Source organism: Pseudomonas sp. microsymbiont 2, from assembly GCF_054788395.1.
Map to the genome: position 1 here is coordinate 3,414,782 of NZ_CM139112.1, position 17,235 is coordinate 3,432,016.

The 17,235-nt window shown below is 63.9% G+C and carries 12 protein-coding genes and 1 pseudogene; 4 read left to right on the forward strand and 9 right to left on the reverse strand.

All coding sequences use genetic code 11. The features are described 5' to 3' along the window. The first annotated feature begins 61 nt into the window (after window positions 1-61). Window positions 62-682 (forward strand): LysE family translocator, encoded by a 621-nt coding sequence (locus ACYUME_RS15220; RefSeq protein ID WP_460415525.1) that lies wholly within the window; start codon window positions 62-64, stop codon window positions 680-682. 36 nt (window positions 683-718) lie between these two features. On the opposite strand, the pseudogene ACYUME_RS15225 reads toward ACYUME_RS15220, so the two are convergent. The 3 genes and pseudogenes from ACYUME_RS15225 to ACYUME_RS15235 all read right to left on the reverse strand — a co-directional run. Next, a pseudogene (locus ACYUME_RS15225) lies at window positions 719-1,087 on the reverse strand (LysE family translocator); the annotation flags it as partial. Window positions 1,088-1,208: 121 nt separating this feature from the next. Next, on the reverse strand, window positions 1,209-1,988 hold the full coding sequence (locus ACYUME_RS15230) for an alpha/beta fold hydrolase (RefSeq protein ID WP_460415527.1): 780 nt from the start codon (window positions 1,986-1,988) through the stop codon (window positions 1,209-1,211). Then, entirely contained in the window at window positions 1,985-2,425 is a 441-nt protein-coding gene (locus ACYUME_RS15235; protein WP_279883666.1) for a VOC family protein, read from the reverse strand. The genes ACYUME_RS15230 and ACYUME_RS15235 overlap by 4 nt, the downstream gene beginning before the upstream one ends. Before the next feature lie 118 nt (window positions 2,426-2,543). On the opposite strand from ACYUME_RS15235, the gene ACYUME_RS15240 reads away from it, so the two are divergent. Then, on the forward strand, window positions 2,544-7,550 hold the full coding sequence (locus ACYUME_RS15240) for a dermonecrotic toxin domain-containing protein (RefSeq protein WP_460415529.1): 5,007 nt from the start codon (window positions 2,544-2,546) through the stop codon (window positions 7,548-7,550). A gap of 3 nt (window positions 7,551-7,553) precedes the next feature. Here the strand turns inward: ACYUME_RS15240 and ACYUME_RS15245 are convergent, their stop codons facing one another. Next, window positions 7,554-10,058 carry a UvrD-helicase domain-containing protein gene (locus ACYUME_RS15245; protein ID WP_460415531.1) on the reverse strand — a complete coding sequence of 835 codons (2,505 nt, stop codon included), beginning with the start codon at window positions 10,056-10,058 and terminating at the stop codon, window positions 7,554-7,556. Window positions 10,059-10,245: 187 nt separating this feature from the next. On the opposite strand from ACYUME_RS15245, the gene ACYUME_RS15250 reads away from it, so the two are divergent. Further along, window positions 10,246-10,944, forward strand: coding sequence for a pirin family protein (locus tag ACYUME_RS15250; protein ID WP_460415533.1), 699 nt, complete (start codon window positions 10,246-10,248; stop codon window positions 10,942-10,944). Window positions 10,945-11,001: 57 nt separating this feature from the next. Here the strand turns inward: ACYUME_RS15250 and ACYUME_RS15255 are convergent, their stop codons facing one another. The 5 genes from ACYUME_RS15255 to ACYUME_RS15275 form a co-directional block, all read right to left on the reverse strand. Then, the gene (locus tag ACYUME_RS15255) at window positions 11,002-11,952 is read right to left on the reverse strand and encodes an AraC family transcriptional regulator (protein WP_460415535.1); all 951 of its coding nucleotides are present in this window, start codon (window positions 11,950-11,952) and stop codon (window positions 11,002-11,004) included. A gap of 236 nt (window positions 11,953-12,188) precedes the next feature. Next, window positions 12,189-12,923, reverse strand: coding sequence for a hypothetical protein (locus tag ACYUME_RS15260; protein WP_460415537.1), 735 nt, complete (start codon window positions 12,921-12,923; stop codon window positions 12,189-12,191). Window positions 12,924-13,025: 102 nt separating this feature from the next. Continuing rightward, the gene (gene hisN, locus ACYUME_RS15265; protein ID WP_460415538.1) at window positions 13,026-13,817 is read right to left on the reverse strand and encodes a histidinol-phosphatase; all 792 of its coding nucleotides are present in this window, start codon (window positions 13,815-13,817) and stop codon (window positions 13,026-13,028) included. 64 nt (window positions 13,818-13,881) lie between these two features. Further along, window positions 13,882-15,096, reverse strand: a complete 1,215-nt coding sequence (locus ACYUME_RS15270) for a YeeE/YedE family protein (protein ID WP_460415540.1) — start codon at window positions 15,094-15,096, stop codon at window positions 13,882-13,884. A gap of 108 nt (window positions 15,097-15,204) precedes the next feature. Then, entirely contained in the window at window positions 15,205-16,143 is a 939-nt protein-coding gene (locus ACYUME_RS15275; protein WP_460415542.1) for a hypothetical protein, read from the reverse strand. A 226-nt stretch (window positions 16,144-16,369) separates the two neighbouring features. Here ACYUME_RS15275 and ACYUME_RS15280 point away from each other — a divergent pair, with 226 nt between their 5' ends. Further along, complete coding sequence (locus ACYUME_RS15280; RefSeq protein ID WP_279883682.1) at window positions 16,370-17,233, forward strand: zinc metalloprotease; 864 nt, start codon at window positions 16,370-16,372, stop codon at window positions 17,231-17,233. Window positions 17,234-17,235 lie beyond the last annotated feature (2 nt).

The following is a 17,235-nucleotide window of genomic DNA, read 5'->3' on the forward strand; positions in this document are numbered from 1 at the left end:
GAAACCCGAACCGCCTTGAGGAATGATGGGCAATCGGCCATGGGATGATGAAGACGAACTGATGACTATCTCGACACTTCTGCTGTTTATACCGGCTTGTTTCGCCCTCAACATGGCACCCGGCCCAAACAATCTGCTTTCTATCAGTAATGCCACACGCTATGGCTTCGCAGCATCCTGCTTTGCCGGTGTCGGCCGACTAATTGCATTTGCCGCAATGATCGCGCTTTCCGCAGTAGGCCTTGCAGCCATACTCGAAACCTCCGCCCTAGTCTTTCATGCAATAAAGATTTTAGGCGGAGCGTACTTACTGTTCATCGCGTACAAATTGTGGACGGCCAGCACTACTGAAGAAGAACCCACAGCCACAACATCAAAGAACCAAATAGAACTTATCAAACAGGAATTTTATATTGCAGCTGGAAATCCGAAAGCGATTTTAATATTTACTGCTTTTCTACCCCAATTTATAGATCCAAACCAGAATGTCGCATCCCAGTTTGCGGTACTGGGCGCGTTATTCCTTTTGCTGGAGGTAATTGCTCTGGCTGGTTATGCACTGATCGGACTGCATCTCCGCCGCTGGTTCAATCAGCCAAAGGGCAAGCGGCTGTTCAACCGGACCTGCGCCATCTTGCTCTCGGGCGCCGCCACGCTTCTGCTGACCGCTCGGCGCACCTGACTCTGGGCCTCAACAAAATTTATATTAACCATCGCTAGGCTTGCCAGCCGCCACCCAGAACTCCTGGCGCGCCAGCCGCCAGGTTCCTCGCGGCTGCTCACCCGTCTCCAGCGCTGCGCCAACCGGCGCCCGCCACAGCTGCCAGGCGATGTAGAACAGATAGCCGGCGCCCAGCACCTTGATCGCCAGGAACAGGTATTCGCTGGTATGCAGCACCACCGCCAGGCCCATGGCGGCCAGGGCGATCATGCCGCTGAAGGCCAGCAGGCGCCCACCACCGGCCACGCAGGCGGTGCGCAGGCCATAGCGGCTGGCGTTGTGCAGGGACAGCAGGTTGTTGGGGCCGGGCGCCATGTTCAGAGCGAAACAGGCAGGGATGAATAGCAGCAGGCTCGACAGGTCCATTGTTCTTCTCCTTCACGGACGCCGGCAGAGTCGCGCCCGGCAGGCCGCGCCGTCAAGCACAGTGGCACGGCAAATGATCGGAACAGTGGCCAGTCGGCATGCCTGGAGGCGGCCCGGCTGATCAACGCAGAAAATCCATGACCTGTTCCACGACCTGCCGCTCCTGCTCGCGGTGTGGCACATGCCCGCAAGCGGCCAGCACCTGCATGCGACTCGGCCCCCCGGCCAGACGCATGAAACGCTCGGGGTGGGCCAGGCTGCCGAATTCGTCGTTATCCCCATGCAGGCAGAGCAACGGGCAACGCAGTCGCGCGAGTGGTTCGTCGAGGCTCCACCCGGCAAATGCTGTCGACAGCCAGTTGTCGACCCAGGCGCGCAAGACCCACTGAGCCTTGTCGCCGTGGTAACGCCGTAACCGGGCCATTTGCTCCGGCTCGGCGAACTGGCGATCGGCGGCAGAAATGCCCTGTAGCGTAAGGGGCTCGACGAAGGCCTGGGCCGACTCGGTGATCACCCCCTGGCACTGCTCGACGAACGCGGCGCCGCAAGCGATGGCCATGCCGCCGCCGACACTGTGCCCGAAGACCAGGAAGTCCTCGATTGCCAGCTGCTCCAGTAACACGGCGAAGCCGGTCCTGGACTCGGCCTCGACAAAGCCGGGGAGCAACTGGCCGGGGTGAGCGTCGGAACGGCCGAAGCCCAAGCGGTCGTAGGCAATCACCGTGCGACCGGTAGCCTGTGCCAGGTGCGCGGGAAAATCGCGCCAGAGCGCCACACAGCCCAGCGAGTCGTGCAACAGCACGACAGGCGCCCCTTGCGTCCCCGCGGGCTCCCACGCCTGGGCGTACAGCCGCCCCTCAGGACATTCGATCCAATGCTGGCGCAAGTTGACAGCGGTCATGCCGACTCCCGCGCCACTGCCCCGGCCTGGGCGACGACTCCCTTGAGTTCGACGCGATTACCGTCGGGATCGTAGCAGTACAGCGACCGGCCCTCACCCTGCGCGCCATAGCGCACTTCGACCGGGTCCACCTTCACCCCGGCGCTGGCCAGGTACTGGGTCAAGGACGCTTCGTCGAAGGGCTCGATGCTCAGGCAGAAATGATCGAGGTTGCGCCCCACAGGGCCGGGGCCGACACCGCCCTGGCGCCCAAGCGGGCCATCGACCGCGACCAGGTCGATCAAGCTCGCGCCAACCCCCAGGTGAATCATGCCCAGGTCGTCACGCCGCCTGCGCACCGGGCAGCCCAGTACCTGCTCGTAGAACGCCAGGCTGCGCCGCAGGTCGGCGACGCGCAGGACGATATGGTCGATTTGCCGAATGGTGAAGGCAGGCATGGCGAAGCTCCCGGTTCAGGCTGTGCCTGCGACCTTAGCAGCCCCACCGCCAACTATGTACCGCTCATTGCGCCAGCCACTGCCGTTGAATGGCCGCCTCTCAACACGGATGACGACCATGCTCGACGACACGCCCCCCTACCATCAACAACAGATCCTGCGCAGCCTGCCTGGCTGGACCAAGCACCTGCATCCCACGCAGGCCGGCCGCGTGCTGCGCCCCGCGCAGCACGAGCACATCAACGCGCACGGACAACCTGCAGACTGGTTCGCCCAGGCGCCGGCCACGCGCCAGGCCGAGCTGCGCGCCGCCATCGCCCGCCGCTCCGCCAGCCGCAAGGCGCTGGCCAAGGGACTCGAGGATCTACGAGGCATCAGTGAGTTCTGCGAGCCGTTGCTACAGGCGCGCCTCGGCACTGCGCTGTCGTTGACCCAGGCGCAATTTCGCCTGCAACCCTTCACCTCGAGCCTTGTTCATCATTTCCCCGACCCCGACGCCTCGCATGGTGTGCCCAACCCGCCGGTCTGGACCTACCAACCGGCAGGCCCGGCCACGCTGACCAGCCTGCTGGAGGCCGCGCTGCACAACTTCGAGGATATGACGGCGGTCGGCCCGCTGAGCACCCTGCAAACCAGCGCCACGGATATCAGCGAACTGCCCGGGCTGAGCACGGCTCAATTCGTCACGCATTGTCGGGCCCTGGACCTCGGCCAGCGTTATCAAAAGCACCTGCAAGGGATCTACGATGGCTCACGCAGGGCGCAAATCCAGGCCTTGTGGACACGGGCTCGACGTGACGAGCTCAAGGTGCAGACTGAAGTCGCCCAATTGCGCGGCAAGCTGTCGGCCCATGGCCACCAGACGCTGCTGCAGTTCTGTGGCAACGACGCGGCGCCAAATTATGACACCCACCCGGTCCTCGCACGCACCCTGCGGATGTTCGACATCCAGCTGCACGACCTGTTGCTGCTGACGCCCAAAGGCTCGTCGATCCCCCCTTACCTGGCCTACCTGCCATTCGATCACGAGCATCCGGTACAGGAGTTCACCAGCCTGCTAGCCCTGGGCAAATACTTGCGCAAACGGCTGCTGGAACCGAGCTATCGCCACCGGTTCCTGGAGCATGTGGCGCTCGAGGACCGGGTGCGGATGGCCAAAAAGCTGCAAGCCCACCTGTTCGAAAGCACGCATTCCGGCCCGACGCCACTGGAGACACCGACACCGGCATTCGGTGAAACCCAACCTGGCACTCACCCCTGGCAAGGACAGCTGCCGCCCAGTGCCCCCGAGCCGAGCGAGGCACCGCATGCGGCTCGTTTTCCGGCACTGGCCGTGCATGAAGTGAACATCGCCTTTCCGGTCTGGCCCAAGCTGTTCAATGCGCATGTCCAACGTCTCAAGGAAGATGCCCGCCGCATCGCCGTGCCGACCGCCGACCTCGACGCCAAGGCTCAAAAGGAACGGCTGATGCATTGGGGTGAGCAAGGCCTGACACTGCTCAATGTCGCGGCGATGTTCGTGCCCGGCCTCGATGTCGTCATGCTGGCCGTGGGCGCCGTGCAGATCATGTCCAGCATCTTCCATGGCTTTGAAGCCTGGTCCGAGGGCAACAACGCCGAGGCGGTGGACCAGGTCGAGTCGCTGCTGGTCAACTTGGGCAGCATGCTCGTCATCGGCGGCGCCGCCAAACTGATCAAGGCGTCCGGGTTCGTCGACTGGATGGAAAGCATCTGGGCCGACAGCGAGCCACGCCTGTGGCATGCCGAGTTGGAGAACTACCGCAGCACTGTCAAGGTGACCAGCGACGTACGGCCCGACGAACAGGGCCTGCTGCACGTCAACGATCGACACTTCGTCGAACTCGACGGCAACCTCCACGAGATCCGCCAGGACCCACAAAATGCCTGGCGCCTGGTTCACCCTGACGATGCCAAGGCCTACCAGCCGCGGCTCGAGGGCAATGGCAAAGGGGCATGGCGCCTGGAGCACGAGCGTCCACAGGGCTGGAGCCGAGTCAAGTTGTTGCGTCGGCTCGGTGGGATCTGCAAAGGTCTTGACGACGCACAGATACTCGCCGCGTTCGACTGCACAGGCCTGGATCGCGGAGTACTGGAGCAACTGCACGCCAACGGCGAGCCACCGCCTGCGCTGCTGGAGGATGCGCTGCTGCGCTTGAAGCTTGACGACACCGCCACCGATATCATCGCCAGAACCCGCGACGGCCGCCCCTTGGCGGCCTACAAGCAATTTGCCGCGACCGTCCTCGGCGAGCTGCCCGGCTGGCCAGAGGATGTGGTGCTCGAGGTGTTCGAAGCCGGCGAGGTCACCGGCAGCGCGAAACGCTATGGCCGCAACCGTCCGGGCGATCGAGTGATCCAGCTTACCCGGTCCGACCTGGACAGTGGCAACCTGGCGCGCATCGTCCTGGACCACCTGAACGAAGACGATATCGCCGAACTGCTGCCAGGCAAAGTGGAGCCCGCGCAGCGACAACAGGCCCTGCAAGACTTGATGGCCAAGCAGCTGGAGTCCAAACGCGCCTCGCTGTTGGACAGCCTGTATGACAACCAGCCCAAACCGACCTCGGCCAACGCCCAGACGATCAGCCGGCAGTTCCCCAGCCTGCCGGCGCAAGTCGTGGCAGAACTGGCCAACGGCGCAGGCAACACCGAGCGTACGGCCCTGCAGGCCGGCAGGGTGCCTCTGCGCATCGCCGAAGAGGCCCGCCGTCTGCAGGCCCGCATGCGCCTGGACCGTGCTCTGCTTGGCCTGTACAGAAACAGCCTGGCCAATGCCGACAGTCGACTGATCGGCGACCAGTTGCTGGCCCGCCACCCGCAATGGACTGCCCAACAGTGCTACGACGCGGCGCTGGCCGATCGCCCGGGCACCGCGCGGATGATCGGCCAGCAACCCGCACGCACAGGTTTTCGCTCCCCGCTGCGCCTGAGCGACGGACGCCGTGGCTATCCGTTGAGCCCTGGCATATTCGCCTCCAGAGCTGAGCACGAGCTGCATGCCCTGTATCCAGGCATGACCGATCGCGAGCTTCGACAACTGCTCGCGACCCTGCGTGCCCGGGGCGACGCCACCGGCCAGATCGAGGCGTTGCGAGCCCAACACCACCGCTTGCGCGAACAACTGACGGAATGGGCCGACGCAGGGAGGCGCGAATGGGGCGCGGCCGCAGCCAACGATTACAACCGCACAGCCGTTGCACTGAACCGTGCCTGGCAGCGCCTGGACGGGCCTCGCCTGAGTCTCACCAACGTCGCTCTGGATACGCTACCGTCTCTGACCAGCCGCTTCGACCACATCACTGAGCTGGAGTTGGACACGGTCAACCTGCCGCAGCTTCCGAACGGCTTCCTGCAGTCTTTCCCCAACCTGCGCGGCCTGGTCGTGCGCGCCAGCCCACAGCTGGACACAACCGTCCTGCTCAACGCCCTGCGCGACGCCCCGAACCTTGAGGAGCTGGGGCTGATCGGCTGCAACCTGGAACGACTCCCGGACGCGCTCGCCTCGGTACGGCCTCGACTGCGCAACCTGCGCCGCCTGTCACTGCGCCGCAACAACCTCACGCTCGATGCGGCGGACTTACACAGGCTCGCCGATCTGCATCTGGAAACACTCGACCTGCATGCCAACCAGATAGCCCTGAGCACGGAAACGGCCGGGCTGTTCCGACCAATGCGTGAGCTGCGCCGCTTGCACCTGGGCGACAACCCTCTGGGCAATGCCCCAGACCTGACAGGGCTGGACAACCTGGCGACGCTGCGCCTGAACAATACCCAGCTCCACGACTGGCCGACCGGTCTGGATTCGTTGATGCAGCGCAATCCCTGCGCCCTGCGCTCGATCGACCTCAGCGACAACCAGATCGAACAGATACCCACACTCGAGCAAGTCATCGGCTCGCATTATGCCCAGCGCCTGCGCTGGCAGCCCTTGCACCGCTGGCGCTTCGACCGCAACCCGTTGAACGAACTCACGCAGCGACGCCTGGAACGCGTGGGGGTGTCGGTAGAGCCGCTGCCCGAACCGGCACCAGAAGCAGAGGTACAACAGGTGAGCTGGCTCGATGGGGCCAACGAAACCCAGCGCGATACCTGGAACGCCTTGTTCGATCAGGACGAACATGCCGACCTGCGTCAGGTCGTCGAGCTGGTCGGCATGTCCCGTGCCGCCCGTCAGAACCCCACGAGCTTCGCTCGCCAGATCTGGGAACTGCTCGATCGCGCCGCCGCCGACAGCCAGCTGCGCGAACGCCTCGACCAGGTGGCCGGCGAATTCCCGGTCACCTGCGGCGACGCCGGCGCCGATGGCTTCAGCACCCTGCAGATCGAAGTCATGGCCTATGACGAGTCTGCCAGCTCAGCCGAGACGACGGCCCCGCTGTTCAATTTCTTCCGCCGACTGTTTCGCCGTGACCAGGTCAACGAGCGGGCCCAGGCGCTCTACAACGCTCGGAACGCACGACGCACCACCTTGCAGGAACGTGATCTCTGGTGGTCGCTACCGTTGGCCGAGCGCGGCGCGGAACCGACGTTGGCGCCGCTGTACGAAGGTGATGATATTTCCGACGATGTGCTGCGCAACGGTCTGGGCCAGGGCTTGGACCTGATCGAAGTGCGCCTGGCCTTGCGCACCAACCTGGCCGACATGCTCGACTACCCGGAACCACAACTGGACATGTTGTACCGAGACACCGCGGACATATCCTTTCGCACCGAGGAAGCCATCGGTGAGCAGGTCGAGGTGGAAGACGACAAGCCCTTGCCGAGGCGGCAATGGATATCACGACATCCGACCTGGCGGCGTCTGCTGCGTGCCGAGTTCCCCAGCCGGTTCAGCGCCCTCAGACCGCGCTGGGACGCGGGCGTGGACTACCTGGAGTACTGCCACATGGACGCGCAAGCGCCAGACTCGCTCGAGCCGGAGGTGGCCCAGGCCCTGGAGCGCACATTGGGCAAAAGCCCCTTCGACGCGCAAGGCCACTTGCGTCGCTTGGCGATCACCGAACAGCTGTACGTCGACGGCATGAACCGCATGGCCATCGGTCTGGAAAATGACGAGGACGCCCTCTACCTGAGCCTCACCACCCGTCGCGACCCCAACAACTGATCATCACTGCCCGCGCAGGTCTTCGAAGAAGGCCTGCCGCCCCTCCACCCGGCCCGATGCGCGCGACTGGCCCGTCGTTTCGCCATTGGGCCTTTCCACATGCCAGTAGCAGTGCCTGACTGCCCGCGTGACCGCCACGTAGGCCAGGCGCTGCACCTCTTCGCGCTGCGCCGTGTCGAACGCCTGGGCATCGCCCGGCTCGCCCAGGCCAACCAGGCGATAAAGCTGGTTCTTGTACGGCGAGCTGGTCAGATACTGGCAGTCACCAAGCATGAACACCGCGTCGGCCTGCAACCCCTTGGCACTGTGATAGGTCAGCTGACGCAGGCGACGCTGGCCTGCCGGCAACCTAGAATCAGTCTCAACAATTTCATTTAAATAATTACTAATCAATAACTTATCGCTAGATCTTCGAAACAACATCAATACCGATTCACCGCGCTCGTAGTGCTCTATCACGGTCTGCGCCAATGCCGCTTCATCGCGATCGAACACCTTCACCGCCGACAGTGGCAGCTCGGCAGCGGCACCACTGGCCTTGGCCTTTTTGCCGGCGATGGCCGGCGCGCCTTTGACCAGGTGCTCGGCGGCATCGATGATGTGCTGCTGGCTGCGGTAGTTCTCCACCAGCATCACCCGGGTATTGGCAGGCGATGGAAACGCCTTGGTGAACGCCATGAAGTACTTCGGCGAACTGCCGCGCCAACCGTAGATGGACTGCCAATCGTCACCCACGCACATCAGCGACGAATGCCGGGCCGCTCGTCCGGTATGCAGGGTCGGCCCACGGCGGCGAATTTCACCCAGACAGGCACGCAGCCAGCTGACGATCTGCGGCGATACGTCCTGGAACTCATCGATCATCAGGTGCGCCAGCGGACGCAGCAACGGGTCCGGCAACAGCGCCAGGTTCTCGGGGTTGTTCTCGCCGAACAGGGCGAACATGCGGTTGTAGGTCATCACAGGTGGCGACTGGGCCAGCAGATGGCCCTCGAAGGCCTTCCAGAACAGCGCCAAGGCCTCGAAGAAAGGCCCGTCGCTGTCACCCGCCGCGAAGCTCATGGCCGCCACTGCCGCGTTGACGTCCAGCCCCAGGTTCTCGATGAAACTGGCGGCACTGACGAAGGCATCGAGCAAGGGCGCTGGCGCCAGTTCACCCTTGACCTTGAATTCGAAACCGGGGCCGGCCACGGCATCACCGGCCAAGGCGGCAGCAAGGCGTTTTGCCGAAGAGTAACTATCCAACCATATCAATGGCTTATCGCAGAAAGCTTGAAACAAGGTGCGCTTCACGGCCCATTCCGCACGGACCGTCAGCTTGGCGCCCGGGCGCTGGTACTGGGCACTCTCGGACGGATCGAAGCCCAGCACCACCCAGGCATCCAGTCCTTCCAGACGCCCCTGCACATGGAAACGGCTGCCGCGAATCTGCACCGTCTCGCGGCAAGGCTCGATGCCCTTGATCGGCCAGGCACCAGCGGCGAACCACAGGTCCTCGATCACATCGCACAGCTCTTCGTCGCGCTGAGCCGCCAGCTGTGTCACCTGCGCGCGCTTCTGCACATCAGGGTGATCCGGGTCCATGGGCTTGAGCAACAACGCCTCCTGGCGCATGGCGGCGACCAGTTCGGCGAAGCGTGGATTCTCGCCCAGCAGATCGCGGTAGCAGAGGTTGAGCTGCTGGCGCTGGGCATCGTTCAAGCGCAGGTCGAAAGGGTTGCTGTCGGCAGTGGCTTCGGCACCGGCAGGCAGATCGTTGCCCAGGGTCTCGAACGCACGCACCTGGCTGAAGCCCGGCAGGCTGCGCACCAGCGGCAGGATGCGCGAGTGAAAGGTACGCACCAGCTCACGCCCCTGGGCCGCCGACAGCTCGATCTGCCAAAGGGCGAACACCTGCAGCAGACGCTGGATGAAATCCTTGCGCGACTCGCGGGTGAAGGTCACCACGGTCATGGCGTCGAGTTCAAAGCCCAGGTAATGGCGCAACAGCAGGATGCGCAGCACCAGCGAGGTCGACTTGCCGGCCCCCGCCCCGGCCACCACGCAGGTGGACGGCGTCTCGCTGAAGATCAGCTTCCACTGGGCCGCACTGGGCTGGGCTTCGGCGGGCAGGCGCTGGGCCACGTCGGCCTTGAAGCGCTTCTTGAGCTCGGTGCCGAGCGGCAGGCGCCAGTCGTCGAACAGCTTGTCATCCTGGCCCGGCACACTGGCGGCCTCGGGTCGAGTGTCACGGATCACCAGCACTTGGCGCCCCGCTTCGTAACCATCCACCCGCCCCTGTTCGTAGCCTTCGCGCAAGCCGTCAGCATGGCCGTTGCGCTGGCCGGTGGCGTGGCCCAGGAACCAGGAATCGCGGTGCTGCGCTCGCAGGCGACTCAAGCCTCGGCCCAGCAGGCGCGCGGCAAGGCGGCGCAACCAGGGCAACTGGGCGGGCGGGGTCAGGTTGGCCGGGGCCTGGGGATGCTCGTTGGGCACGGTCACTCCATTGAAGATCGAAACAGCGAGCATGTTCGCCTCATCCGCCTCAAAGCGCCAGCTAATGCTTATGGATCAGACAATTAGGCGATGAATCGCATGCCAGGGTGCAAGTTTTAAATCAAAAAAATAGATATTAACAAGTCGAAATTTACGCTTTTTTTAGATATTTTCAAGGCGCAACATGGCCTCATTCCAGCACTTCTAGAGGAGCATCGACATGCTGCAACTGCGACCCTTCGAAAGCCTTGGCCATGCCAACCACGGCTGGCTCGACGCCCATCACCACTTCTCGTTCTCCGAGTATTACGACCCGGCGCGCATGCACTGGGGCAACCTGCGGGTCTGGAACGACGACCTGATCGCCGCCGGCAGCGGTTTCCCGCCGCACCCACACCGCGACATGGAAATCATCACCTATGTCCGCGAAGGCGCCATCACCCACCAGGACAGCCTGGGCAACAAGGGCCGGACCGAAGCGGGCGATGTGCAGGTGATGAGCGCCGGCAGCGGCATCGTGCATAGCGAGTACAACCTGGAGCAGGTCGACACCCGGATCTTCCAGATCTGGATCGTGCCCGAGAAGGTCGGCGATGCGCCGTCCTGGGGCTCCCGGCCATTCCCCAAGGGCGAGCGCGGCGAAGGCTTCGTAACCCTGGCCAGCGGCCGGGACGGCGATGAGCAGAACCTGCGTATCCGCACCGATGCGCGCCTGGTGGCCGCCACCTTGCGCGCCGGCGACAGCGCCGAGTACCGTTTCGATGAAGGTCGCCGCGGTTACCTGGTGCCGGCCAAGGGACGGGTCGAGGTGAACGGGCTGCCGGTCAAGGCACGCGATGGCCTGGCGATCGAACAGGAAAGCCTGCTGAAGGTGACCGCACTGGAAGACAGCGAGATCGTGCTGGTGGATGTGGCCTGACACGGCCGTGGCCATTCAACCCATTCGCAGGCTTGCCCGCGAATGGGTCTGGATGGATCATCCCCGCCGCCTGAAGGTCTGCGAAGGTAGCTCGCCAAATCTCTGCCGGTAAATTTCCGAGAACCGCCCCAGGTGCAGGAAGCCATGATCGAGCGCCAGCTCGGTCACGCTGCGCACCTGGCAGCTTGGATCGACGAGGCACTGCCGTACCCGTTCCAGCTTGCGCTCGCGGATGTACTGCTTCGGCGTGGTACCCAGGTGCCGATCGAACAGCGCATACAGCGAGCGCAGGCTCATGCAGGCTTTTTCCGCCAGCCCTTCGGCCGTCAGCTCCAGTTTCAGGTTGCGCTCGATATGCTCGAGAATGCGCTCCAGGCTCGCCCCCCCCAGCGCCTCCATGTTCACATTGGTGCTCATCAGCGTCAGCAGCTTGCTGGCCACGATCTGGCTGTAGTGTCCCTGCACCCGAGGCAGCGAATCGCCCACCTCGGCCTCCATGCAGACCATGCCCAGCAGGTTGATGAAACCGCCTAGCTCTTCCAGCCGGTAGTGGTTGCGCAGGAAGCGTACACCACCGCTGGGCCGCTGCCAGCGCTGCTCGTCGCAGATCGCCTCGAGCAGGCGCACCGGCACCTTGAGGATGAATTTCTCGCAGTCTTCGGAATAGGTCAGGTCGACGGGATCGTCCGGGTTGATCAGCAGCAGCTCGCCAGGCACCAGGTGGTGCTCGCGTTGGTGACCACGCCACAGGCAGTTGCCCTTGAGCAGCACCTGCAGGTGATAGATGGTTTCCAGCGCCGGCGAGGTGACGCGCACGCTGCCGCCATAGCTGATGCGGCACAGGTCCAGTTCGGCGAACTTGCGGTGGCTGAGGCTCGCCTGGGGATGAGTGGTACGCGAAAGGCCAATGTGGTGCTGGCCCACATGCCGGTTCACGTAGTCGGACACCGCGTACGGGTCGGCGCGATGGAACACGCAGCTTTGCTCGCTCAACAGGCGGCTTTCCATGGGCAAGGCACTCGCCATCGTTATTGTTATGGACGCCGCACAACCTATTTCGGCCTGTGCATGCGAGGGTTCACGGTCATTCTATCTGGCCGACCAGGGCATGTCGGGGCAGTCGACGGTCGGTGGACAGAACCACACTAAGCAAAAGCGCGGGCAGCAGGCAATGCAAGCGCTACAAACGTCGGGCGGATAGCGAACATCGTGCGCGCCAGGACGGTGCGATTACCGCACACGTCTCACTGAACCGGCAGGAAGTTCATCAGCAACAGACTCTGCGCATAGTTCAGGCCAATGCGCCGGTAGCGTTCGTCGAGCATCTGCGCCAACAGGTCCAGACGGGCCACGACCTTGCCGAACTCCACGGCGAAACTGAGGTTGCTGCCCTGCTCGGAAATCTCGTTGGAGAACAGCAGCAGCACGCCGTTGGCGTCCTGGCGCTGGCTCAGCATCCAGGTGGCCTTCTCGATGTTGCGCGCGGCGTTGTTGATGAACAGCGGGTCCAGGGTATCGGTCATGTAGAACTCGGTGCGCCCGCCGTGGGCGGTGACCAGCATGCTGCCGATGGCATAGATGAACGCGCCCACCCGATCGCCGCGAAACTCCGGACTCAGCGCGTAGCTCAGTGCCGCCAGATCGCGGCGCTCGCCCAACTGCGGCAGGGGCTGGCGCTGCTCGATGGCGATGCGAATCTGCCGCGCGGCGGTGGTGGCATCAAGGTAACCGGACTGCTTCCACTGGCTGGGATTGCGCAGGTACAGCTTGTTCATCAACAGGTAGAGGCTTTGCAGGTTGTCGCGCATGGACAGCGTGGCCATGCGGTCGACGCTGGTCTGGAACAGCTCGTCGGGCTTGCCGTTGCCGAACTGGGTAAGCATGTCGCGGCCCTGTTGCTGGGTACAGGCGGCAAGGCACGTCAGCGTACCGGCCAGCAGCAGGCCGTGGGAGAAAAAAGCGAGTCGTCGTACAGCCATCGGCACCGAGGGAAATCATCGGTCGCGCCGGGAATCGGCGCGACCTGGCCATGCATAGAGCGCGCAAATGCGAAAAAGTGCGACGCTGCATGGCCATCGTGACTACATGGCGTGGCGCAGCAGCTCCACCATTTGCGCATGCAGTGCCGGATCGCCACAGGCCACCACGCAGCCCCCATCCTGCGCCGAGCTGCCGTCCCACGCGGTGATCACCCCGCCCGCGCCTTCGATGATCGGCATCAGTGCCTGCACGTCATAAGGCTGCAGACTCGCCTCGACGATCACGTCGACGAAGCCCGAGGCCAGCATGCAGTAGGCATAGCAGTCACCACCGTAGCGCATCAGTCGGGCCTTGCCGGCGACGTTCTCGAATGCCGCCTTGCGCGCTGGGGTATCGAACATGTCGGGGGTGGTGCACATCAGCGTGGCCGAAGCCAGGTCGGCGCAGGCCCGGGTCTTCAGCGGCGTGCCGCTGCGCCAGGCGCCTGCGGGCGTGCCGACGAAGCGCTCGCCGGTGAACGGCTGGTTCATCACGCCGACCAGCGGACGCTGACCGTCGTTGAGCGCAATCAGCGTGCCCCACAGCGGCAGGCCGGTGATGAAGGCGCGGGTGCCATCGATCGGATCGAGCACCCAGGTCAGCGGGCTGCTGCCCTGGGCCGCGCCATGCTCCTCGCCGAGGATGCCGTGCTCGGGATAACGGGCCTGGATCAGCTCGCGCATGGCATCTTCGGCGGCCTTGTCGGCGACCGTCACCGGGTCGTACAGGCGCCCGCCTTTGTCCTCGACATCGAGGCTTGCGCGAAAATACGGCTGGATCGCCGCGGCAGCGGCATCGGCCAACTGTTCGGCGAAGGCGCGGAATTCGCCGATCTGCTCTGCGCTCAGGGACATGGTGCGGGCCTCGTTGCTAGGGTGGGGCCCGCATCATACCTGACTCCTCGACGAATCGAAGGGCTCAGCAGCCACTCAGGGCCGGCGTCGGTCGCTCACCGGCGAAGAACAGCGGACGCAGGCGCACGCCGATCAGGTTGCCGGCATACGCGGCGATCAACCACAACCAGCCGTGCACGCTGCCCGAGGCGATGCCGCTGAAGTAGGCGCCGATGTTGCAGCCATAGGCCAGGCGCGACCCGTAGCCCAGCAGCAGGCCACCGAGCACCGCGGCCAGCAGTGACGGCAAAGGGATCTTCAGGCTCGGGGCGAAACGACCAGCCAGGCCAGCGGCAAGCAGTGCTCCCAGGACGATACCAATGTCCATGACGGTGGTGATGTCCTGCCACAGCGGCGCAGCCAGCGCCTTGGCATTGGCCGGGGCCTGCCAGAATACCCAGCTGCCCACATCCACGCCCAGGCCGCTCAGGGTCTTGGCGCCCCACAGGGCGAACGCCGAGGTGATACCCCAGGGGCGACCGGCCAGCGCCAGGGTCGCATAATTCAGCAGCGCCAGCGCGATCGCGCCCCACAGCAACGGCCATGGGCCACGCAGGAAACGCCGCCAGCCCTGGTGGACGCTGACTGCCGGCGCTTCCAGCGCGCCATGGCGTCGCTTCTCCAGTACCACGGAGCCCCAGGCAACCAGCCCGAACACCGCCAGGCTCGCCAGCAACGCCGGCCCCACGCCCCAGGCCTGGACGATCGAGGTCGCCGGCAACGACGGCAGCGCGAACCACCAGTCGGCATGGTGCGTGGCCGTGACCGAGCCGATGATGAAGAACAGCAAGGTCACCAGCATCCGCGCGTTGCCGCCGCCGACGGTGAACAGCGTGCCCGAAGCGCAACCGCCACCCAGTTGCATGCCGATGCCGAAGATAAAGGCACCGAACACCACCGAAACACCCGCTGGCGCCACCAGCCCGGTGACCGGATTGCCGAACAGATTGCCCGCGGCCAGCGCAGGGAAGAACAACAGCACGGCGAGCGCCAGCATGACCATCTGCGCCCGCAGGCCAGCGCCACGACGCTCGTTGATGAATACCCGCCAGGCCGAGGTGAAACCGAATGCCGCGTGATAGAGCGTAAGGCCCAGGGCCGCGCCGGTCAGGAGCAACAGCACCTGCTTGAAGCCGGCGTTGAGGTTGAGGAACCAGGCGCCAGCCAGCAGCAAGGCCAGGGCAATCAGTGGCGCGCCCAAGCGACGCGGTTGGGGTGTGGCGGTAGCGGAAAGACCCATCGGGATACTCGGATAACAGTCGAACGGACGCGCAGTATAACGCCGTATGGGCACGCAGGCCCGCGCCGCCCAGGTCAGCCTGTCAGCGCGGGACAGCCGCCACTCGTGCTATTTCTCCTGGCTGCTAGCCTTCTCGAGCAACCTCTTCCAGGCGGCCTTGGCGACCGGGCCAAGCGCGTCGGTCATGGCCTTGATCTCGGCTTTGCTCTGGCTGTCCAGCCCTGCCAGCATGCCTGTCTCCACAACCGAGAAGTTGATGTACATCGAACTGCCTGCCGGGTATTTCACCGGCTTGGTGTAGTTGAAGTACTCTTTCGCCACGGGCTTGTAGTGCAGCGGCGCATCGCTCACGGGAGCGGAAACGGCAACACCGCCGATGCTGACCGCATCCGAAGTGTCTTTCTGCTCCACGCCCGCCTTGTAACCGGTGACCGCAGCTGCGACGCTCAGGCCGATACGGCCCTTCCCCTGCCCTTCGTTCTCGGTCAAGGCCCGGCTGGTCCTGGAGGACACCAGTACAGGCGCGAACTGGAATGCGGACACATCCTTGTCGCCGGTCTCGAACTTCATCGTGGTCAGGAGGATGGCCATCTGCGTTTGCGGTTCGGCGCCGCCACTCACCCTGGCCAGCACCACGCACCGCAGATTGTCCCAGGCGGCCGGAGGGCCGGACCACGAGGCGCTCCACGACTTGAAGGAGCGCTGCTGGAACTCATCGATCTTGCTGTTGACTGCCGACACGCCCAAATCCCATGCCGCATTGCCTGCGGCAATCAGGGCGGAAGCGGCGACCGCCGCCATACCCTCTTTGGTTATCGGCAAACACAGCCCTTTCCATAGCTCTTCGTCCTGACTGCCGAACAGTTGCCGCCACTCGGGTGTGGGGCGCCCCTCGCGGACGTCGAAAAGGCTCTGCTCCACAGGAAACAGCACCACGCGTTCCTGGTCGCCGCTTGCTGGCTCCAGTTTGGAGCTCGTCATGATCGTCCATGTCTGGCAACCACTCAACACCACACATGACATAGCCATTGCCATAGAGTTGCGCATCGAGATACTCCCCTGAGGCTCATTGCAGAAAGTTGCAATTTGCCACTACCGGGTATAGCCCATTTGAATCGCGCCGGCGCCGCAGGTGCGTGCACCTGAAGATCAAGGCGCCCATATCCGACTAATGGCATTGCGCCGCCAAAAAGCCATATCTATACCCAGGTATACGAACCCACAGCTTTCGTCGGTAGTACGCGTTCGGCGACCAATCAAGAAGGGAACCGCCATGCTTGGCCGACGCTCGGGTCACCTGCTCTTCCTGCTACTGGCAAGCCTGTGGATCACCGCCCAGGCGCAGGCCGAATCCTCACTTACCCGGGACGACATCCAAGCGGCTATCGCGGCGCCATCGTTCAACCAGGGCTTCAAGCAGTTCCTCGGCAAACTGCCGCAGGTGGAGGTCCCGGAGGCGGGAAATGCCATCTACTACATCGTCGAAGGCGACCTGCTGCTCGACGAGGAAGGTGTCCAGTCCTACCTCATGGGCCTGCGCAACGGTCCGGCGCCCGCCCGAGGTGGGGAGCTGAGGGTCATGACCGAACAAGGCCGCAAGGTGATCTGGTCAAAAGACCAACGCAAGCTGACCTACGCCGTGGACCGCGCCAGCTTCCCTACCCAGCAGCAGTACCAGACCGTGGTGCAGAACATGCGCACAGCGGCGAAGGACTGGATGTTCTGTAGCGAATGCGGCGTCAGCTTTGTCCACCAGAGCGCACAGGATTCCAACCCGAAATCCGGACAGGTCACCTTCATCGTGCGCTACTCGACAAGTATCGACGGCTACTTCGCCGTTGCTTTCTTCCCCAGCTATCCTGTGGCGTTGCGCTACATCTACATCACCCCCCGCTACTTCACCACCGACTACAACCCTGTCGGCATTCTGCGTCATGAGCTCGGCCACGTACTGGGTTATCAGCACGAACAGGTCGTCGGTGTCCCAGGGTGTGCCCGCGAAGGCAACAACTGGACCGAAGTGTCCCCTTACGATCCGAAGTCGGTCATGCACTACCTGTGCGGCGGCGGTGGAACCAAGCAGATGGCACTGCAAGATTCCGACAAGGCCGGACACCGCGCCACCTACGGGGAGTAACG

Coding starts and splice junctions, on each gene's coding strand:
- ACYUME_RS15220 (WP_460415525.1), top strand. CDS start 62: ATGACTATCTCGACACTTCTGCTGTTTATACCGGCTTGTTTCGCCCTC.
- ACYUME_RS15230 (WP_460415527.1), bottom strand. CDS start 1,988: ATGACCGCTGTCAACTTGCGCCAGCATTGGATCGAATGTCCTGAGGGG.
- ACYUME_RS15235 (WP_279883666.1), bottom strand. CDS start 2,425: ATGCCTGCCTTCACCATTCGGCAAATCGACCATATCGTCCTGCGCGTC.
- ACYUME_RS15240 (WP_460415529.1), top strand. CDS start 2,544: ATGCTCGACGACACGCCCCCCTACCATCAACAACAGATCCTGCGCAGC.
- ACYUME_RS15245 (WP_460415531.1), bottom strand. CDS start 10,058: ATGCTCGCTGTTTCGATCTTCAATGGAGTGACCGTGCCCAACGAGCAT.
- ACYUME_RS15250 (WP_460415533.1), top strand. CDS start 10,246: ATGCTGCAACTGCGACCCTTCGAAAGCCTTGGCCATGCCAACCACGGC.
- ACYUME_RS15255 (WP_460415535.1), bottom strand. CDS start 11,952: ATGGAAAGCCGCCTGTTGAGCGAGCAAAGCTGCGTGTTCCATCGCGCC.
- ACYUME_RS15260 (WP_460415537.1), bottom strand. CDS start 12,923: ATGGCTGTACGACGACTCGCTTTTTTCTCCCACGGCCTGCTGCTGGCC.
- hisN (WP_460415538.1), bottom strand. CDS start 13,817: ATGTCCCTGAGCGCAGAGCAGATCGGCGAATTCCGCGCCTTCGCCGAA.
- ACYUME_RS15270 (WP_460415540.1), bottom strand. CDS start 15,096: ATGGGTCTTTCCGCTACCGCCACACCCCAACCGCGTCGCTTGGGCGCG.
- ACYUME_RS15275 (WP_460415542.1), bottom strand. CDS start 16,143: ATGCGCAACTCTATGGCAATGGCTATGTCATGTGTGGTGTTGAGTGGT.
- ACYUME_RS15280 (WP_279883682.1), top strand. CDS start 16,370: ATGCTTGGCCGACGCTCGGGTCACCTGCTCTTCCTGCTACTGGCAAGC.